Origin of the sequence: Shimia sp. Alg240-R146, assembly GCF_947331465.1 — a bacterium.
Taxonomy (GTDB): Bacteria; Pseudomonadota; Alphaproteobacteria; order Rhodobacterales; family Rhodobacteraceae; genus Shimia.
Map to the genome: position 1 here is coordinate 1 of NZ_CAMZOK010000001.1, position 17,505 is coordinate 17,505.

A 17,505-nucleotide genomic window follows, 5' to 3' on the forward strand; every position below is an offset into this window, starting at 1 on the left:
TTGTGCGCCTCAGCGCCGCCGGTGAGGGGGGTTCTACGGTTAGTTCACGATACCCGCAAGCGCTTTTTTGAAGTTTTCTGCGGTTTTTTGACAATTTCTTGAATATTGTTTAAAAACAAATAGTTACGGCTGCAATTTTTTGCTTAGCTCTCGCAAATTCCGGAATTGGTTGCGTTAACCATTTGCGAAATGGCCGGTTTCTTGAGTTATCCACAGACATCTTCGCAGAAAGCCGGTGTTTGCGCTGACAAAAACCTCGGAATCGCGGTGAATCGGCCCCGATTCCGAGTCGGGAGCGGAATCATCTCCCCGAATCCGAGTCGCGAGAAGGCTGCAAACCCCACATCTGCATTCCATCGGTATCGCGTCGGCATCGCGTCGGTGTGGTTTCAGCTGGTGCGGGTCTGACGGGAGCGACGCGGCACCATGCGCCATGCCAAAAGTCCGACAACTACACCGACATATATAAGAGGCTCATACTGAAAGCCGCGCGATTGCATCAGGTAGTGTGCGACACCCAGCAGCGCAGCCGGATAGGTAAGCTTGTGCAGCTTGCGCCACCGTGCGCCAAGTTTGCGAACCGACCACGTGTTCGATGTTAGGGCCAGCGGTATCAGCAGAAGCAGCCCCGCCATACCAACCGTCACATAAGGTCGTTTGAGAATGTCGGCCCAGACCTGAGACAGGATCTGAACGTCCAGCACCAGCCAGACCATGAAGTGCAACAATATGTAGAAGAAGGCGACCACGCCGATCACCCGACGAAGCGGCAATAGAGAAACACCGGACAAAGACCGAAGTGGCGTGACGATCAGGCCAAGTACAATCAGTTGAAGGCCGGTCTTGCCAAGCGCGTGCTCCATCGCTTTGACGGGATCAACGCCAAGGCCGCCAGTCAGACCACTGTACAACAGCCCTACCGGATAGATTGCCGCCGTTACATATAGTGCCCATTTCGGAATGCGGCGGATCAAAGTGTTGATCTGGTCTTTCATAAAATCAGTTGGCCTGTTCTTCTCCGGCGTTGCAATCTTCGCCCTTCTGCACTGGCGGGCATGGCGCGGTGCCGTAGGAACAGAAAACGCAGCAATCGCCGGGCAAGGGCTTTAGGAGTGCCTCGCACTTTGGGCACTCCAGAAAAAATTGGCACGCGTCCTCGGGCATCTGGTGCGCCTCTTCGTGGCCGCACTCAGGGCAAGTCACATTGGATATGAGGATCAGATGGCCCATGTTCAGTAGTTTTTGGCAAGGTCCATGCCCTCGTAAAGGCTAGCGACCTCTTCTTCATACCCGTTCATCATCAAAGTGGGGATGCGCTTGGCAAAGAGACCGCCGCCAATAGGGCGCTCGGAAGCTTGCGACCAGCGCGGGTGGCTGACCTCGGGGTTCACGTTGGAATAAAAACCATACTCCGAAGCGGCCGCTTTGTTCCAGCTGGTGGGTGGCTCTTTGTCTGTCAGCGTGATGCGCACAATCGACTTGATGGATTTGAACCCGTATTTCCAAGGCACCACCAAACGAAGAGGCGCACCATTCTGTTTGGGGATGTCCTTGCCATAGATGCCCGTCGCCATAATCGTCAGCGGATGATTGGCTTCGTCCAGACGCAGGCCCTCGACATAAGGCCAGTCAAGAAACGGCGCTTGTTGCCCGATCATTTCATGCGGACGATAGAGCGTTTCAAAGGCGACGTATTTGGCAGAGGATTGCACACCCGCCAGATCAAGCAGATCCTTAAGCTCAAATCCGTTCCAAGGCACCACCATCGACCACGCCTCTACACAGCGGAATCGATAGATGCGCTCTTCGACGGTCATCTTGGACATGATGTCGGCGAAGTCATAGTCGCCGGGATTGTCGACCATGCCATCAATCTTGATCGTCCAAGGGGCGGTTGTCAGACGGTGGGCATGTCTGGCGGGGTCTTCTTTGCCGGTGCCGAATTCATAGAAGTTGTTGTATTGGCTAATGACGTCCAGATCTGTCGGCGTCAGATCAGCAGCGGCCTGTGCCTTGGGCGCAATGGCCGCGAGACCCAAGCCTGCCATGCCCGCCATAATCTGGCGGCGGTTCAGAAAGGCGGACCGAGGGGTCACGTCGTCATGTGTCAGTGTATTTTTCCAGCGATGCGCCATTGGTGTCTCCTATACCCTTGCCTGTTCTTAGCGTGACGGGATGGCGCTGCGCCACACACTTGGTCTCACGATGGTGTGGGGCAATTGAAATGTTTCGGCTGTCGGGCGTGGTCCGTCACCCCTGCCCCGGCCTTGGGAATATCTCGTTCATCGGTACAGACCGCCCGTTGGGCTGCACAAGCCTCACATGGCGGCGGCGCAATTCGCGCGGCTCGGACACGCCCACGGAATGGGCGATGATTTCGACTTCTTTTATGACCGCTTTGGCGTACCGTGCGACGCGGGTGTATTTGCGTTCCACCACCAGACCTTTTTGAAAGCGCGGATCATGGGTGGTGATGCCGGTGGGGCAGGTGTTTTTGTTGCATTTAAGCGCTTGAATACAGCCCAGCGCGAACATGAAGCCGCGCGCAGAGGTCACAAAATCCGCGCCCGCCGCCAAAGCCCACGCAATGTCGCCGGGATTGACCAGTTTGCCGGATGCGATGAGCCGGATGCGATCATTGAGGCCAAATTCTTCACGCAGGTTGGCCACCAAGGGCAGGGCCTCGCGCACCGGCATGCCCACAAGATCAATCAGCGGCATTGGCGCGGCACCTGTGCCACCTTCGCCGCCATCAAGCGTGATAAAATCAGGCGCTGCATCCGCGCCGCGCCGCGCAATGGTGTCAAAGAACTGCCGCATGGTTTCCTCGGACCCGACGACAGTTTTGATCCCTACGGGTTTGCCGGTGACCTCGCGAATATGGGTGATCATGTCTAGGAGATGATCAAAGGTGTCGATCTCTCGGTGGCGGTTGGGGGAAATGCCGTCTTGGCCGACCTGCAGGCCACGAATGGCCGCGATCTCTTCGTTGACTTTTTCGCCCGGAAGGATGCCGCCTTTGCCGGGCTTGGCGCCCTGGGCCATTTTGATTTCAAACATGCGCACGGAATCATGAGCCGCCATCTCGCGCAGCTTGTCGTCGGACAGGTTGCCATCCGCATCGCGTACGCCAAATTTGGCGGTGCCGATCTGATAGACAATGTCGCAACCGCCTTCGAGGTGGAACGGCGACAGGCCGCCCTCGCCGGTATTGAGCCAGACGCCGGCCTCCTTGGCGCCGCGCGACAGAGATTGCACCGCCGGTTTGGAAATCGCGCCATAGCTCATGCCGGAGATGTTGAAAATTGACGGCGCAAGGAAAGGCACGCGCGCGGTGGGACCGATCTGAAGCGGTTCGGTGCTGGCGTATTGATCATCCAGCGGCGGAAACGGGTCGTTCACAAAGATCGGCGTGCCGGGCACAGCCAAGTTGCGCGTGGACCCGAAGGCAACGGTGTTGCCTTTGCCCTCACCCGCGCGGGTGACCCACTCACGTTGGGCGCGGTTAAACGGCAACTCTTCGCGGTCCATGGCAAAGAAGTATTGCCGGAAGAATTCACCAAGTTCGGAAAACAGGTGCCGGAAGCGGCCAATAACCGGATAGTTGCGCCGGATGGCGTCGCCGGTTTGGCTGCGGTCGATAACAAAGAGTACGGCCGCAACGGCAATCAGCAGACCGAAGACCAGAACAAACAGCAGGCCGAGGAAATTGACGACGTCAAAGGCAGTTTCCATGGTGGTGTCCATCGGCGATCTCCGGTTTGGCTTGTTTGGGCGAGAGTGGAACGCGCAAGGCCTGAGGGCAAGTCACGAATGGGTAACTGCGACGTTGGGCAAATGTAGCAGGTTGGTCCGCCTGGCCGATGGCTTAATCAATATGGGCACCGCAAATGAGCCCCCCTACGCGTTGTGATTACCGAAAACTCCGCTTTGAGGCCTAACGCAACCGTGCGAAGGCTGGCATGCGCTGGTTCGGGCGGCTACTGTTCGGGGCGACACTCGGACAACGCCAACTGGTCCGGTTGGAACGTCACCGGTTGCGAGGATTTCAGGCACATGCGGCAACGTATTGCGGATTACACCTGTCTTTTGACCTGTTTGCGTGGCGGAACGGCGCCGTTGGTCAGCTTTGTGCATGTCCCTAAGGCAGCTGGCAGCTCGATCAACTCCCATCTGCAACACTGGTCGTCTCGGGGGCTGACACATGTAGAGCGGTTTGAGTCTGGCCATCGCATATTTGACCGCGCAATGGCACGAGCGGATTGGATTAGCGGCCACTTGTCCTGGGAAAAGATGCAAGGGCTGACGCAACGTGTCGCACCGGGGCGGCAAGTGCGATGGTTTGGCGCGATGCGCGATCCCGTTGATCACGTGGCGGCGCATTACAATTGGATGATCGAAATACGTGCCCGCGGAGAGCGGTTTTATGCACCGCACTCTTCAGGGATAAAGGCGGCGTCGGACAGCATCCGCAAGACGGACCACACCGACCCCGGGGCCGTCGTGGCGGCAGTCGCCTCAACCCCCGCGCTTTTCGCTAATCTGCAAAGCCGTTTCCTGATCGGAGACGATATCGCCCCCGACCATGCGGAAGCCGAACGCCGATTGGCAGGGTATGAGCTGATTGTGCCGATCGCGGATTTGGAACAGTTGGCGCAGGTGATGACCGGCAAACGACCGCGGGCAAACACACGGGCCAACGTCAGCCGGTGGCATTTTGATCGGGCTGTGTTTCAGGATCCGCAGGTGCAAAACTTCCTGCGTGAGTTTAACGCTCGGGACGAAGCACTCTTTGACAGAATCAGTGCGCGATGACGGGCCTTCGCTTCACAGCACGGCCGCGTTGGTAGCACGCGGCCGTTTCGCAACTTTCCGGAACTTAACCGATCTCCATCACCACGCGGCCATTTATCTGGCCTTTGACCATGCGATCGAAAATGTCGTTCACGTTGTCCAAAGGTTCTGTTGTGTAATGCGCGGCCACCTTGCCCTCGGCGGCAAACTGCAGCGATTCCGCCAAGTCCATACGCGTACCAACGATAGACCCTCGGATGGTTTTGCGGTTCAGCACCGTGTCAAAGATCGACAGCGGGAAGTTCTCGGGTGGCAGACCCACAAGGCTCATTGTGCCGCCGCGCCCCAACATACCAACGCCTTGCTCAAAAGACTTACCCGCAACAGCGGTGACCAGCACACCTTCGGCACCGCCGCCTTTTTGCACTTCGGCAACCGGATCGGTCTTGAGTGCGTTGATGGTCATATCCGCGCCGAGTTCCGTAGCGAGCTTTAGCTTGTCATCGCTGATGTCCACGGCAATGACATGCAGCCCCATCGCCTTGGCGTATTGCACCGCCATGTGGCCCAAACCACCTATGCCGGAAATCACTACGGTCTGCCCCGGGCGGGCCTCGGTTTCTTTCAGCCCTTTGTAAACGGTCACACCGGCGCATAGCACCGGCGCGGCAGGGGCAAAGCCGACGTTGTCCGGCAGATGGCCCACGTAATTCGGGTCTGCCAAGACATAGTCAGCAAAGCCGCCATTCACGCTGTAGCCCGTGTTTTGCTGACTGGTGCAAAGCGTTTCCCAACCGCTCATGCAATGTTTGCAGCAGCCGCATGCGGAATAGAGCCACGGGATGCCCACCCGATCGCCCTCTTTCACATTCGTCACTCCGGCGCCAACTTCGGCCACGGTGCCGACGCCTTCGTGACCGGGAATGAAGGGCGGCTGAGGTTTGACCGGCCAATCGCCATGCGCGGCGTGCAGATCGGTGTGGCACACGCCGCTGGCGGCGACCTTCACGACAATCTGGCCGGGGCCAACTTCGGGTTTTTCAACTTCGCAGATATCCAGCGGCTTGCCAAATTCGCGCACCACCGCAGCTTTCATCATGGGCATGACCCGTCTCCTTCACCAAGGGTCCGGCGCACTCTGCGCGGACCAGACGAAAAGCGCGTTTCGTTTCCTGTTTGAAAGATAGTCCCAACCATCGACGGTTGCTATGCGTGGGCTGACATACCCGCATTGCGTGGCACATCATCGCCAGTTTCCGGCAAACGGCCGCCTGATTTTTAGCGCAAACGATCGCTCAAAACTAAATATCGGAACTCTTTAGAGGCCGGTGCGCACGGCCCAAGTTTGATGGGTGGCCAAATCGGCATCACACGTCTGCAAGGTCATCGCCTTGATCTGGTTTTGCTTACTGCGTCCAAAACGAGTGTCTTCTCCAACCGTCAGGCAAAGTTCTTGTGCCGAGGCCGGAGTGATGACCCCGTCACCGGAGAAGACAAAGCTTTGCTTCGAAGAACCGTCGCAAGCCGCAAGCGAAACTGTGGCCCCGACTTCGACACCGTCGATCTGCGCGCAGACATCAAACTTCGGCATGTAAAGCTGACCGTCAGCGAAACGGTCCGTCTCAAAGATCTGGTCCACAAGAAGCCCGCCCAAGGGGCTGTAGCATGTGTGCCCCTGCAATCCATTGGCGGGGTCAGCCGAGGCGCCCTTGCCACCGGCGATATCGACGCAATAGCCGCTCTGAATGTTGTCGAGCATATCAACCAGATAGATTTCGACCTCTTCGGCCGAGGCGGACACTGAGACGAGCGAAAACGCAAGAGTTGCGCCGGTTAGGGGAAGGAGAGACTGGTTCTTGGAATGCATTCCAATTCAAAAAGCTACCAAACAAAAAACAGCACAAGGTTCGCACTGTTTAGCCTGAAACGCACGGCTTTTGAATTTCCGTCGCAAAGATCCAAACAAAAGGCGGGGAATGCCCCCGCCTTTGCCGTCAGTCAAAGTGTTTGGATTAATGCACCACTGCATCGTCCGGTTTCGGATTGTCGGTCGAGCCGACTCGATCCCCGATCAGCAAGCCTTGTGCCCCAGCGGTGACAGGGATGGTATCCCCGTCTTTGATGTCCCCAGCCAAAAGCGCTTCGGCCAATGGGTTTTGCAGGGCGCGTTGAATGACGCGCTTCAAAGGGCGGGCACCGAACACCGGATCGTAGCCTTCATCGGCCAGCCATTTTTTGGCGCCGTCATCCAGTTCGAGACCGATCTTGCGACCTGCAAGACGTTTCTTGAGCAGTCCAAGCTGGATTGTGACGATGCCGTCCATATCTGCCCGTGCGAGACGGTCAAAGATGATGGTTTCGTCCAGACGGTTCAGGAACTCGGGACGGAAATGCGCGCGCACGGCGTCCATCACGTCGCGACGGGCGTCAGATGCATCCGCGCCTTCGGGCAACTGGCTGAGCGCTTGCGCGCCAAGGTTGGACGTCAGGATGATCAGCGTTTGTTTGAAGTCCACGGTGCGGCCCTGACCATCGGTCAAAACGCCATCATCAAGCACTTGCAGAAGCACGTTGAACACATCGGGGTGTGCTTTTTCGACCTCGTCAAACAGCACCACCTGATAGGGGCGACGGCGCACGGCCTCGGTCAAAACACCACCTTCGTCATAGCCAACATAGCCGGGAGGCGCGCCGATCAGACGAGCGACGGCGTGCTTTTCCATGAACTCGGACATGTCGATGCGCACCATGGCGTTGTCGTCGTCAAACAAAAATTCGGCGACGGCTTTGGTCAGCTCGGTCTTGCCGACGCCGGTTGGACCCAAGAACAGGAACGACCCAAGAGGGCGGTTTTCATCATTGAGGCCCGCACGCGCGCGGCGCACGGCGTTGGAAAGGGCAGTCACGGCGGAATGCTGACCAATCACGCGGCGGTGCAGGTCGTCCTCCATGCGCAACAGCTTTTCACGTTCGCCTTCGAGCATTTTTGTGGTCGGAATGCCGGTCCAACGCTCGACAACCTGCGCGATCTGTTCAGGGCGCACGGCCTCTTCAACCGTCATTTCGCCTTCTGCGGCTTCGGCGTCCTCCAGCTTTTTCTCCAGATCGGGAATCACGCCGTAGGACAGCTCACCTGCGCGGGCGAGATTGCCCGCACGTTTGGCGATGTCCAGATCCGCGCGGGCCTGATCCAGCGATTCCTTAATGTCACGCGCCGAGGCCAACTTGTCACGGCCCGCCTGCCATTTGGCGGTCATTTCGGCGGATTTATCCTGCAGATCGGCGAGGTCTTTTTGCAGCGTTTCCAGACGATCTTTGGAAGCCGCGTCATCCTCAAGCTTGAGCGCCTCTTCCTCGATCTGCAATTGCAGGATCTGGCGGTCAAGTGCATCGAGTTCTTCGGGTTTACTGTCCACTTCCATGCGCAGGCGCGACGCCGCCTCGTCCACAAGGTCGATGGCTTTGTCGGGCAGGAAGCGGTCAGTGATGTAGCGGTGGCTTAGGGTAGACGCCGCAACCAGCGCGGAGTCAGAGATCCGCACACCGTGGTGCAGTTCGTATTTCTCCTTGATGCCACGCAGGATCGAGATGGTGTCCTCGACTGTGGGTTCTTCGACGACAACCGGCTGGAAACGCCGCGCGAGAGCTGCGTCTTTTTCCACGTATTTACGGTATTCATCCAGCGTGGTTGCACCAATACAATGCAGCTCACCCCGGGCCAGCGCCGGTTTGATCAGGTTGGCGGCATCCATTGCGCCGTCGGTTTTACCCGCGCCAACCAGCGTGTGCATTTCATCGATAAAGAGGATGATCTCGCCGGCTGCTTCGGTGACTTCGGTCAGAACCGCCTTGAGACGTTCTTCGAACTCACCGCGGTATTTGGCACCGGCAATCAGCGCGCCCATGTCGAGCGCCAGGAGTTTTTTGTTCTTGAGCGATTCCGGCACGTCACCGTTGATGATGCGCAGGGCCATGCCTTCGGCAATCGCGGTTTTACCCACGCCCGGTTCGCCGATCAGAACGGGGTTGTTCTTGGTGCGGCGCGACAGAACCTGCATCGCGCGGCGGATTTCATCGTCGCGGCCAATGATCGGGTCGATTTTGCCCTCGGCGGCGCGATCCGTCAGATCCTGCGCGTATTTCTTCAGCGCGTCATAGCCCTCTTCGGCGGAGGCGGAATCAGCGGTGCGGCCTTTGCGAATGTCGTTGATAGCGGTGTTCAGCGCCTGCGCGGTCACGTCGCCCGAGACAAGAGCGTCTTTGGCTTTGGATTTTACCATCACCAGCGCCATAAGGATGCGCTCGACAGGTACAAAACTGTCGCCAGCTTTCTTGGCGATGGCCTCGGCCTCGCCCAGCACTTTGCCGGTGGCGCTGTCCAGATAGGGTTGACCGGTGTCGCCCGACACTTGCGGCAATTTGGTGATCGCGGCATCCACAGCTTCGCGCACACGAACGGGATCACCGCCGGCGCGTTTGATCAGGTTGGCTGCCAGCCCCTGTTCGTCGTCCATCAATGCTTTGAGAAGGTGTTCCGGGGCCAGCCGCTGATGGCTTTCCCGCATTGCAATGGTCTGTGCCGCCTGAACGAAACCACGCGACCGTTCCGTGAACTTGCTCAAGTCCATGGGTTTTCTCCTTTTTCCAAGCGCCCTTATATTGGAACGCCCGCTTGGCGGCACGTCCCGTTTGTGGGCCTCATGAGGAATGTGGGGAAGCCTGCCACCGGTTTCAAGAAACATCCCAAATGTTTGCGCGCACATTGTGTCAGGGCCCGGCCCCGCAAGGCAAAAGGGGGGGGGAACAAATGGCTTAAAGAAACCTTAACTCACGACCATTTTCGCCCCATTTCTGGATCAGTGTAACCAGTGACGCAGTGTATAAAAGGGGCCGCACCATGTATGTGACCGACATTCAAATCTCCAATCCGACGTATCGCCAGACCCTTGGCGAATTGTCTGCCGTTGTTTCGCTGAGCAGCGAAGAACGTGACGTGCAATTGCATTGTAACGTGCCCGCAGCCGAACAGCGCCGCGAAGGCGAAGGACGTCTGGCATTGATCCGCGAAGCTTTGCGCCAGATCAGCCGGATGCCGGAAATGCGCACTGGCCGCGAAAAATTGTCGTTTGCACCCGGGTTGATGCCACTCGACAGCTGATTTGTGAGACTGGACAGTGCGCGTTCAAGCAGTGACACTGGCAAAATGAGCACACTGTCCGATATCCGCGCGAGATCGAAATGGCGCGACATTCTTGAAGGCCAGCCGCAACATCTGGGGCTGGCTATTTTGTTGTCTGTGGGCGCCTGTTCCCTGCTGAGCCGTCCGGAAGATGCCCGCCGCTTTCTGTTGCTGACATCCGCAGACTGGGCCATCGTGTCGATTGCTCTCGCACTGTTTCATCAGGTTCTGGTCGCGGCGGTTTTCCGTCTGCAGCTTCATCGCGGCGTTCTTTCACGGCTATTTGGCGAGCGTGACCTGGCGACCTGGACCAAGGTATTTATGCCCTTCCTTATTGTCCGGCCGCTAACGATTATTGTGGCAGGCTGGGCCGACACCACATCGCTCAACGAACCCCGATGGGCAGAATGGTTGGTCGGCGCGGTGTTGCTTGGGCTGGCGGTGTGGGTGATGCATTCTGTGTTCACACATTTTACAATCCGCCGCGCAGTGGGCGGAGATCATTTCCGCGACGAGATCGCGGCCATGCCAATCGTGCGCGAAGGGGCGTTCAAATACACCAGCAACGCCATGTACGGTGTGGCGTTTTTGGGGCTATGGGGCATCGCACTGTTGTTTGACAGTTGGAACGCGCTGGTGGTGGCGTTTTTTCAGCACTGCTATATCTGGGTGCACATGTATTGCACCGAAAAGCCCGACATGGAGTGGATCTACGGCAAGCGCTGAGGGTTGCGGGTTGATCTTGAGGGCAGTATTGATCCGGCAATTTGCCCCACAGCCCGTATCGGAGAACCCCAATGACCGCAGATGACCGCCTGATCGTCGCCCTTGATGTGCCCAATGCCCTTGAGGGGTTGAAGTTGGCCGAGACCCTTGGGGACACCGTGTCGTTTTACAAAATCGGACTGGGCATGTTGACCACCGGCGGGTTGGCGTTGGCCAATGAGTTGAAGGCGGAACACGGCAAACGCATCTTTCTGGACATGAAGCTGTTTGACATCGGCGCCACGGTTGAGGCCGCGGTGCGGGGGCTGGCGCAGTTCGATCTGGATTTTCTGACGGTGCATGGCGATCCGCATGTGGTGCAGGCCGCCAAACAGGGCGCGGCGGGCAGTGATATGAAAATCCTCGGGGTCACGATTTTGACGTCTCTGGACCGCGAAGATCTGGATGGGTGCCTGATCAAGGACGGCGCAGTTCAGGATCTGGTGATCGAACGCGCCGGACTGGCGCTTGAGGCCGGTGCCGATGGCGTGATTGCCAGCCCGCAGGAAGCCGCACTGATCCGCGCGCTTCCGCAAGCACAAGACCGTTTGATTGTCACACCAGGCGTGCGGCCTGCTGGCGCTGCTTTGGGCGATCAGAAGCGGGTGGCAACACCGGCCAGCGCGGTGCGCGATGGCGCAGACCACATTGTGGTGGGCCGTCCGGTCTGGACGGCGGCAGACCCGCGCGCAGCTGCGCAGGCAATTGTTTCGGAGTTGTCTTCTGCGCAGGCGCAGCGCCCCAATCTCTGATACCGCCTGTCAGCAGTTTGCAAGGTAGTCGGCCAAGCGCGCTTGGAAATGGGGAATGGCACGCGGATGGGTAAGGTACTCGTCCGGCGCCATCAAACGCCAACTCTGGCCTTCGTTGCCAAGCTGGATATCAGCCGCGATTGCCGCCGGAAGCTGTGCCGCAAAAAACCACGTGTGGTGGTCGATCCTGAAATAACGGCGCGCCCAGATGAGCGACTTGGGGGAGAGTGCCAGCCCAAGCTCTTCTCGTGTTTCGCGCAACGTGCACGCCACAGCGTTCTCAGTACCTTCGCGACCGCCACCGGGGAAATCCCAATGGTCCGGCCAAGGAATGGAGGGGATGTCATCGCGCAGAAGCGTTACGAGTTGGTCACCCGCAAAAATCAGCAACTTGGTGCCGCGAAACGCCGTGTCTGTCAAAGCTTGACCTGTTATACTCATCACTCAATCACTTGCGTAAAAATGTATGCCGTCACTGTGCCGCGACTGTCTTAAGACTCTAGAAACCGGACCGCGCTGTGAGCGGTGCGGCAGCATGCGCGTGGTTAGTCACCCCGAACTGTTCACACTCTCTATAGCGCATATGGACTGTGATGCCTTTTATGCAAGCGTTGAAAAACGCGATAACCCCGAGTTGGTAGACAAGCCGGTGATTATTGGCGGCGGCAAACGCGGTGTTGTGTCGACGGCCTGCTATGTGGCGCGCATTCGCGGTGTGCGCTCGGCCATGCCGATGTTTCAGGCGCTCAAGCTGTGCCCGGATGCCGTGGTGATCAAGCCGCGGATGTCGGTCTATGTCGAGATCAGCCGAGAAATTCGCAAGCTGATGGACGAGATGACACCGGTGATTGAGCCTTTGTCGCTGGATGAGGCTTTTATGGACCTGTCCGGCACGGAGCGGCTTCATGGGGCACCGCCGGCGGTCATGCTGGCGCGGCTGACCAAACGGATGAAAGACGAGTTGGGCATCACCGGATCAATCGGGCTGAGCCACAACAAGTTTCTTGCCAAGGTGGCCAGCGATTTGGACAAGCCTCGCGGGTTTTCGGTGATTGGCGAGGCTGAAACCGCGGACTTTCTGCGTGACAAGCCCGTGCGCCTGATCTGGGGCATTGGGCCGGTGGCGCAAGAAAGCCTTGATCGCGCGGGCATACGCACGTTCACCGATCTGCTGCGGTGGGAGCAGGACGATTTGATCGCGCGTTTTGGCAACATGGGCTATCGGCTCTGGCATTTGGCGCGTGGGCAAGACAAGCGACGCGTTGCTACCAATGCCCCAATGAAAAGCATCAGCAACGAGACCACGTTTTTTGAGGATACAGCAAACCCGGATGTGCTGGATGGACATATCTGGCGGTTGGCGGAGAAAGTCTCGGACCGTGCCAAGGCCAAAGATCTGGCAGGGCGGGTGGTGACGCTCAAGCTTAAACGCGCCAATCACAGCGCGATCAGCCGTCGGCTTAGTTTGCGGGATGCAACGCAGATGGCCGACACCGTGTATCGCACCGCGCGGGGATTATTTGAACAGGTTGGGGATCAGGGGCCATACCGATTGATCGGGGTCGGGCTGGCCGATTTGGTGCCCGCTGAGCGTGCCGATCTGTCCGGCGACCTGCTGGATCCTCAGGCGGGTCAGCGCGCCAAGGCCGAACGCGCGACCGATGAAATTCGCAAACGGTTCGGCTCGGATGCGATTCTCAAGGGGCGGTCGATGCGATGAGAGCTTATTGTGACTGATTGCACTCTTCGCCCTGCCCGCCCGGACGACGTCACCCATCTATGTGCGCTTGCACAGGAGGTGATCCGGATCCGATACACGCCCTTTCTGGGGCAGGAGATGGTCGAAGGCTACATCAACAGCGGCGACGCAGATGGCGAGATTACGCAAAACCTGAACCACCTTATCGTAGCCGAAGTCGAAGACGTCATTCTTGGGTTTGTGGTCTGTTTCGACGACCTGGTGCACCTGCTGATGACGCGGCTGGACCAACAGCGCAATGGCGTGGGGTCACAACTTTTGGCCCATGCTGAAGATGCAATTGCGGTGCGCGGATATAGATCTGCGAGACTGGAGACCTTCACAGCCAATTCTCAAGCCCGGCAGTTTTACGACAAGGCCGGGTGGCAAGAGATTCGGTTTGGCGAAGTCGAGGGCCTTGGCGTGCCATTGGTTTTTTTGGAAAAGGACCTGTGATTTGACCCCTGCCCCAACTTAATCCGGAACCATGCCTTCGGGCCAGCTTCGGGCATATTGCGAAATACACAACAACACATCCGCACCCGGCAGGATCGCACGCACGTTTGCCAGCATTTCGAGATTAAGGCGGTCGACCTCTTCTGCTGCGATGGGCTGTTGCGGATTATAGTACACACTCACCGTATATGTCCGCCCAAGCTTGACCACGGACACATCCAGCACCGCACCTGGCAAATTGGCTGTGCTAGGGCGTAAGGCGCGGCGCACCTTTGCATAGATTTCAGGCTTTGCAGTAACGCCAAGCAACTCTCCCATACCCGACCCAAGATCACGCCACACCTGACCAACGGCCAACAAACACAAGAAGAACACCACAATAGAATCGCCGATTGGGGCAATCGGCGCGAGCACCCCATCACCGTAAAAATAGATAATGCCGAGACCAACTGCCGTACCAACGGTCAGCCCGCCATCTATGAAGGCCGCTTTGGATTCCAGTTTGAGGATTTCGCTGACCTTGCCGGTCTTGGTCCAAGTGCGAGTGTGGACAAACCACAGTGCGAAACAGGTCACACTGATCACAAGGAAATAGATAAGCATCGGCTCATAGTTCAGTTCTGCAATTGGCGCCCCGTTCAGGTAATTAACAATATTCATCACCGCAGATCCGGCTGCAAACAAGATCAGACCAATCAAAGAAAGCGAGCGGAAGGTCACAAACACCGCCTCATCCGCCGCATAACCAAGAGGGCGAAACCGATCCGGCGCCGCGCCCGTGTTCTGGCCAATCTTGCGCCCGATCAGTGCCGACACCAAAGCGATGATCGAAAACATGCCATCCATCAGAATTGCCGTGGAATTGGACAGAATGGCCGCCAAAATGCCGGAAGCCCCCATGAAAAGACTTCCCACCATTGCCATCGTCATCGAACGGGCTTCTAGGCTTTTTACAGTTTTACTGTCCATTGGAGCGCCTCCATTGTGTGGTTTCCGAACGCTAAGCAACGTACCCCTTTTTGTCAGCGACGCAGCGCTCAGAAAGGTGCTGATAGTTATTCCGCAGCCAAAGGCAGTCCATGCGTAGGGCGCCCAATGGCCGCAACGTCCGCGATCACCTTTGCCAGGCGCGCCTTGAGCGGCTCGAAACCCTCATGCGGGGTGATAGTGGCCTCGTCCATATAAAGCGAACGGTCGATTTCCACTTGAATGGCGTGTTGCCCACGCGCGGGGCGCCCATAGGTCTGGGTTACATACGCACCCGCAAACGGAGAGTTACGCGCCACTGCAAAGCCCTCGGCCTCAAAGGCTGCGGTGATTTCATCGACTATTTCGCAATGCGCCGCAGCGCCAAACCGATCCCCGAGCACAATTTCCGGGCGTCGCGTGCCCGGGCGCAGGGAGGCATCGACTGCCTCGCGTGGCATGGAATGACAATCCACCAGAATCGCTTTGCCAAAGGCAGCACGGGACTCATTCAGCAGCGATTGCAGAGCCTCGTGATACGGTCGCCAAAAGCTGTCGATACGTTCACCGGCTTCGGCGCGTGTCATTTTACCATAATAAATAGGGCGCCCATTGGCCACGACCCGGGGAATCACACCAAGGCCGGACGCAACGCGTGGGTTGTGGTTGAATTTGCGCACTCCTTCGATCACCGCAGGGTCAAGTTCATCCGCAGCGCGGTTCAAATCGAGAAAGGCGCGCGGCGCGTGGGCGACAAGAAGCGGCGCACCAAAGGCAGGCGCACAGTCAAACAAGTCATCGACAAAAGCATCTTCGGAAGACCGAATGGTGTGGCCATCCAGAAGCGACTGACTGACGAACCAATCCGGGTATTGGTTGCCGCTGTGCGGAGAAGCAAAAACCACCGCGGAATCGCGGGTATTAGGCGCATTAACTGTAAACGGGGCTTGTTGCATTGCGTCTCCTGTCACAAAAATATAGGCACAAAAATATATGGGCCGAAAGCCCTTGATCCCCCCGCCGACTCCTTTTATAGACCCCGCTACCGGCGCGGTTTTTTCCGCGCCCCCTTTTGTTGGGGGGCCTGGAATGTGTCGGATGGGTGATTAGCTCAGCGGTAGAGCACTTCGTTGACATCGAAGGGGTCACTGGTTCGATCCCAGTATCGCCCACCATGAATTCACCGCTTTGGCCGAGGTCGAAGCACCCGCAACCCAGAGGCGCACGCCGCGCCGCGACATGAGGATAAAGGCTATGAAAGTCAAAAACTCGCTCCGTTCGCTCAAGAACCGGCACCGCGACTGCCGCATTGTGCGCCGCAAGGGCCGTGTATACGTGATCAACAAGACCCAGCGTCGTTTTAAAGCGCGTCAGGGCTGATTGACTGGGCCTTACGGCCCGTCTGATCGCTGAGCTGAAGAGCCGCCCCGTGGGGCGGTTTTTTGCGTTTGGCAAAAGCTTAGCGGTCGCTGCCCACCTGTTTGCTGATCGCGCGTTCGATTTGAATGAATGTACTTTCGGTGATGAAGCCGGGCTGTGTCTCGGATTCCGGCGGAACGTAGACGGGGCCAAAACCAGCGCGATGGGCACGTCGGCTGCGTGTCGAAAAGCGGAAGCATCGACGCGACCCTTCGGCCCAACAGGTGCGGCCATCCACCAAGGGAATCAATCGCTGGGATTGCGCCAAAGAAGCCGTTGGCAGAACGGGGACAGCCAGAGCGGCAATCATAAGCAGGGTTGAGAGGCGTTTCAGGGACATCGAAAATACCTTTGGTGGTTACGCCTTCAGGTTACGGCTGAAGCACCAAAAGAGTCCAAACACGAAGCGATGAGGTATACTCAACGCCCGAAGGCCTGCCCACCGACCTGCTTACTGATGGCACGCTCAATGGCGATGAAGCCGCTTTCGGTGATGAAGCCGGGCTTCACTTCCAAATTGGCCGGCACCCGCGCATTGCCAAACCCCGCCCGCGTGGCGACGTAGCGACTCTCGTTGTAGCGAAAGCAGCGGTTTGACGTTTCCGACCAGCAGGTGCGTCCGTCAACCAAGGGAATCAGACGCTCCTGCTGCGCATTGGCAGGCATAGGGGCGGCGAAAACAGAAACGGCAACAACGAAAGACAGGCGGGACATAAAAGGCTCCTTTGGAGGGAACAGGCATGGGCTGTTTGCATGACACGCAGAGATTAGCTGCGGATGGCTCCGAGGTCTACTTTGCGGAAAATGACGGAAATTGAATGGGCGTCTGCGATGCGGGGCAGAGCTGAAAATCGATTGGAAATTGAAAAGGCGATATTATCGGATGGCGACGTTAAGCAGCTCATCTATTGACTTTGCCTTAATTTCCATCGCCTTCAACATTTCACCCTCGGACCGAAACAAACCTACTTTCAGGTTGTCGACCTCAATTTGCACACGTCTGAAGTGCTCCTGAGCCAAGTCGAAACCAAGATCTGTTGGAGCGAAAATGAAGTGCGACGTTTGTTCTGCATTGATCTCGTAATACGCGGTAGATCTCAGCGTTTGCGCATCCAAACTCTCAACATCTAAATCCGTGCCCTCTACCGCTGAGAGGTCGGTCACTTCTAGCATTCCTGGCGCAAAATCAGGGTGTTCAAGCGTGTTAAACGTTGCTTGCTCTAGTTCTCGGGTATCCACAAAGCCCCAAAACTTAGTGTAAACTAAGTTCAACTCTTTATGCACCAACACCTGAAAGCTCATGTGAAGATGGAATGTTTAACGCAGCAATTCGTCAACCCCTAAATGTCTCTGATTTGGGTCGATGCTGTAACAAGCCACTTTGCGCTTTTCGCCGTCGTTCGGCGCAGTTGCCAACTTGGTCCGCTATCGGGCGC

At 57.5% G+C, this 17,505-nt stretch carries 20 protein-coding genes and 1 tRNA gene; 8 read left to right on the plus strand and 13 right to left on the minus strand.

Annotated features, from left to right (window positions below):
* Positions 1 to 389 precede the first annotated feature (389 nt).
* The 4 genes from msrQ to PG871_RS00020 all read right to left on the minus strand — a co-directional run bounded on the left by msrQ (position 390) and on the right by PG871_RS00020 (position 3,735).
* Positions 390 to 995, minus strand: a complete 606-nt coding sequence (gene msrQ / locus PG871_RS00005) for a protein-methionine-sulfoxide reductase heme-binding subunit MsrQ (RefSeq protein WP_270724967.1) — start codon at positions 993 to 995, stop codon at positions 390 to 392.
* Positions 996 to 999: 4 nt separating this feature from the next.
* Entirely contained in the window at positions 1,000 to 1,230 is a 231-nt protein-coding gene (locus tag PG871_RS00010; protein WP_270724968.1) for a GDCCVxC domain-containing (seleno)protein, read from the minus strand.
* A 2-nt stretch (positions 1,231 to 1,232) separates the two neighbouring features.
* Positions 1,233 to 2,135 carry a protein-methionine-sulfoxide reductase catalytic subunit MsrP gene (gene msrP, locus PG871_RS00015; RefSeq protein WP_270724969.1) on the minus strand — a complete coding sequence of 301 codons (903 nt, stop codon included), beginning with the start codon at positions 2,133 to 2,135 and terminating at the stop codon, positions 1,233 to 1,235.
* Positions 2,136 to 2,250: 115 nt separating this feature from the next.
* The gene (locus tag PG871_RS00020) at positions 2,251 to 3,735 is read right to left on the minus strand and encodes an FMN-binding glutamate synthase family protein (protein ID WP_270728620.1); all 1,485 of its coding nucleotides are present in this window, start codon (positions 3,733 to 3,735) and stop codon (positions 2,251 to 2,253) included.
* 321 nt (positions 3,736 to 4,056) lie between these two features.
* On the opposite strand from PG871_RS00020, the gene PG871_RS00025 reads away from it, so the two are divergent.
* Entirely contained in the window at positions 4,057 to 4,815 is a 759-nt protein-coding gene (locus PG871_RS00025; RefSeq protein WP_270724970.1) for a hypothetical protein, read from the plus strand.
* 64 nt (positions 4,816 to 4,879) lie between these two features.
* Here the strand turns inward: PG871_RS00025 and adhP are convergent, their stop codons facing one another.
* The 3 genes from adhP to clpB form a co-directional block, all read right to left on the minus strand.
* Positions 4,880 to 5,899, minus strand: coding sequence for an alcohol dehydrogenase AdhP (gene adhP, locus PG871_RS00030; protein WP_270724971.1), 1,020 nt, complete (start codon positions 5,897 to 5,899; stop codon positions 4,880 to 4,882).
* 213 nt (positions 5,900 to 6,112) lie between these two features.
* A complete protein-coding gene (locus PG871_RS00035; RefSeq protein ID WP_270724972.1) occupies positions 6,113 to 6,595 on the minus strand; it encodes an RICIN domain-containing protein in 483 nt (160 codons plus the stop codon).
* 211 nt (positions 6,596 to 6,806) lie between these two features.
* Complete coding sequence (gene clpB, locus PG871_RS00040; RefSeq protein ID WP_270724973.1) at positions 6,807 to 9,422, minus strand: ATP-dependent chaperone ClpB; 2,616 nt, start codon at positions 9,420 to 9,422, stop codon at positions 6,807 to 6,809.
* 269 nt (positions 9,423 to 9,691) lie between these two features.
* On the opposite strand from clpB, the gene PG871_RS00045 reads away from it, so the two are divergent.
* From PG871_RS00045 to pyrF, 3 genes are all read left to right on the plus strand, one after another.
* Complete coding sequence (locus PG871_RS00045) at positions 9,692 to 9,952, plus strand: hypothetical protein (RefSeq protein WP_270724974.1); 261 nt, start codon at positions 9,692 to 9,694, stop codon at positions 9,950 to 9,952.
* A 45-nt stretch (positions 9,953 to 9,997) separates the two neighbouring features.
* A complete protein-coding gene (locus PG871_RS00050; protein ID WP_270724975.1) occupies positions 9,998 to 10,699 on the plus strand; it encodes a methyltransferase in 702 nt (233 codons plus the stop codon).
* 71 nt (positions 10,700 to 10,770) lie between these two features.
* Positions 10,771 to 11,490, plus strand: coding sequence for an orotidine-5'-phosphate decarboxylase (pyrF, locus tag PG871_RS00055; protein WP_270724976.1), 720 nt, complete (start codon positions 10,771 to 10,773; stop codon positions 11,488 to 11,490).
* 9 nt (positions 11,491 to 11,499) lie between these two features.
* On the opposite strand, the gene PG871_RS00060 is transcribed toward pyrF, so the two are convergent.
* Positions 11,500 to 11,931, minus strand: a complete 432-nt coding sequence (locus PG871_RS00060) for an NUDIX hydrolase (RefSeq protein ID WP_270724977.1) — start codon at positions 11,929 to 11,931, stop codon at positions 11,500 to 11,502.
* A gap of 25 nt (positions 11,932 to 11,956) precedes the next feature.
* Here PG871_RS00060 and PG871_RS00065 point away from each other — a divergent pair, with 25 nt between their 5' ends.
* Both PG871_RS00065 and PG871_RS00070 read left to right on the plus strand, forming a co-directional pair.
* The gene (locus PG871_RS00065) at positions 11,957 to 13,210 is read left to right on the plus strand and encodes a DNA polymerase IV (protein WP_270724978.1); all 1,254 of its coding nucleotides are present in this window, start codon (positions 11,957 to 11,959) and stop codon (positions 13,208 to 13,210) included.
* 9 nt (positions 13,211 to 13,219) lie between these two features.
* Positions 13,220 to 13,684, plus strand: coding sequence for a GNAT family N-acetyltransferase (locus tag PG871_RS00070; protein WP_270724979.1), 465 nt, complete (start codon positions 13,220 to 13,222; stop codon positions 13,682 to 13,684).
* A gap of 18 nt (positions 13,685 to 13,702) precedes the next feature.
* On the opposite strand, the gene PG871_RS00075 is transcribed toward PG871_RS00070, so the two are convergent.
* Entirely contained in the window at positions 13,703 to 14,653 is a 951-nt protein-coding gene (locus tag PG871_RS00075; RefSeq protein ID WP_270724980.1) for a cation transporter, read from the minus strand.
* A gap of 86 nt (positions 14,654 to 14,739) precedes the next feature.
* Entirely contained in the window at positions 14,740 to 15,606 is an 867-nt protein-coding gene (locus PG871_RS00080; protein WP_270724981.1) for an N-formylglutamate amidohydrolase, read from the minus strand.
* 144 nt (positions 15,607 to 15,750) lie between these two features.
* Here PG871_RS00080 and PG871_RS00085 point away from each other — a divergent pair.
* Positions 15,751 to 15,825 (plus strand) — tRNA-Val (locus PG871_RS00085).
* A gap of 79 nt (positions 15,826 to 15,904) precedes the next feature.
* Positions 15,905 to 16,030: a type B 50S ribosomal protein L36 gene (gene ykgO, locus PG871_RS00090; protein ID WP_054004448.1), complete on the plus strand. Its 126-nt coding sequence runs from the start codon at positions 15,905 to 15,907 to the stop codon at positions 16,028 to 16,030.
* Between the two features lie 79 nt (positions 16,031 to 16,109).
* On the opposite strand, the gene PG871_RS00095 is transcribed toward ykgO, so the two are convergent.
* The 3 genes from PG871_RS00095 to PG871_RS00105 all read right to left on the minus strand — a co-directional run bounded on the left by PG871_RS00095 (position 16,110) and on the right by PG871_RS00105 (position 17,371).
* Positions 16,110 to 16,409 (minus strand): hypothetical protein, encoded by a 300-nt coding sequence (locus PG871_RS00095; RefSeq protein WP_270724982.1) that lies wholly within the window; start codon positions 16,407 to 16,409, stop codon positions 16,110 to 16,112.
* An 80-nt stretch (positions 16,410 to 16,489) separates the two neighbouring features.
* Complete coding sequence (locus PG871_RS00100; protein WP_270724983.1) at positions 16,490 to 16,783, minus strand: hypothetical protein; 294 nt, start codon at positions 16,781 to 16,783, stop codon at positions 16,490 to 16,492.
* A 162-nt stretch (positions 16,784 to 16,945) separates the two neighbouring features.
* Positions 16,946 to 17,371 carry a hypothetical protein gene (locus tag PG871_RS00105; RefSeq protein ID WP_270724984.1) on the minus strand — a complete coding sequence of 142 codons (426 nt, stop codon included), beginning with the start codon at positions 17,369 to 17,371 and terminating at the stop codon, positions 16,946 to 16,948.
* Positions 17,372 to 17,505: the final 134 nt, after the last annotated feature.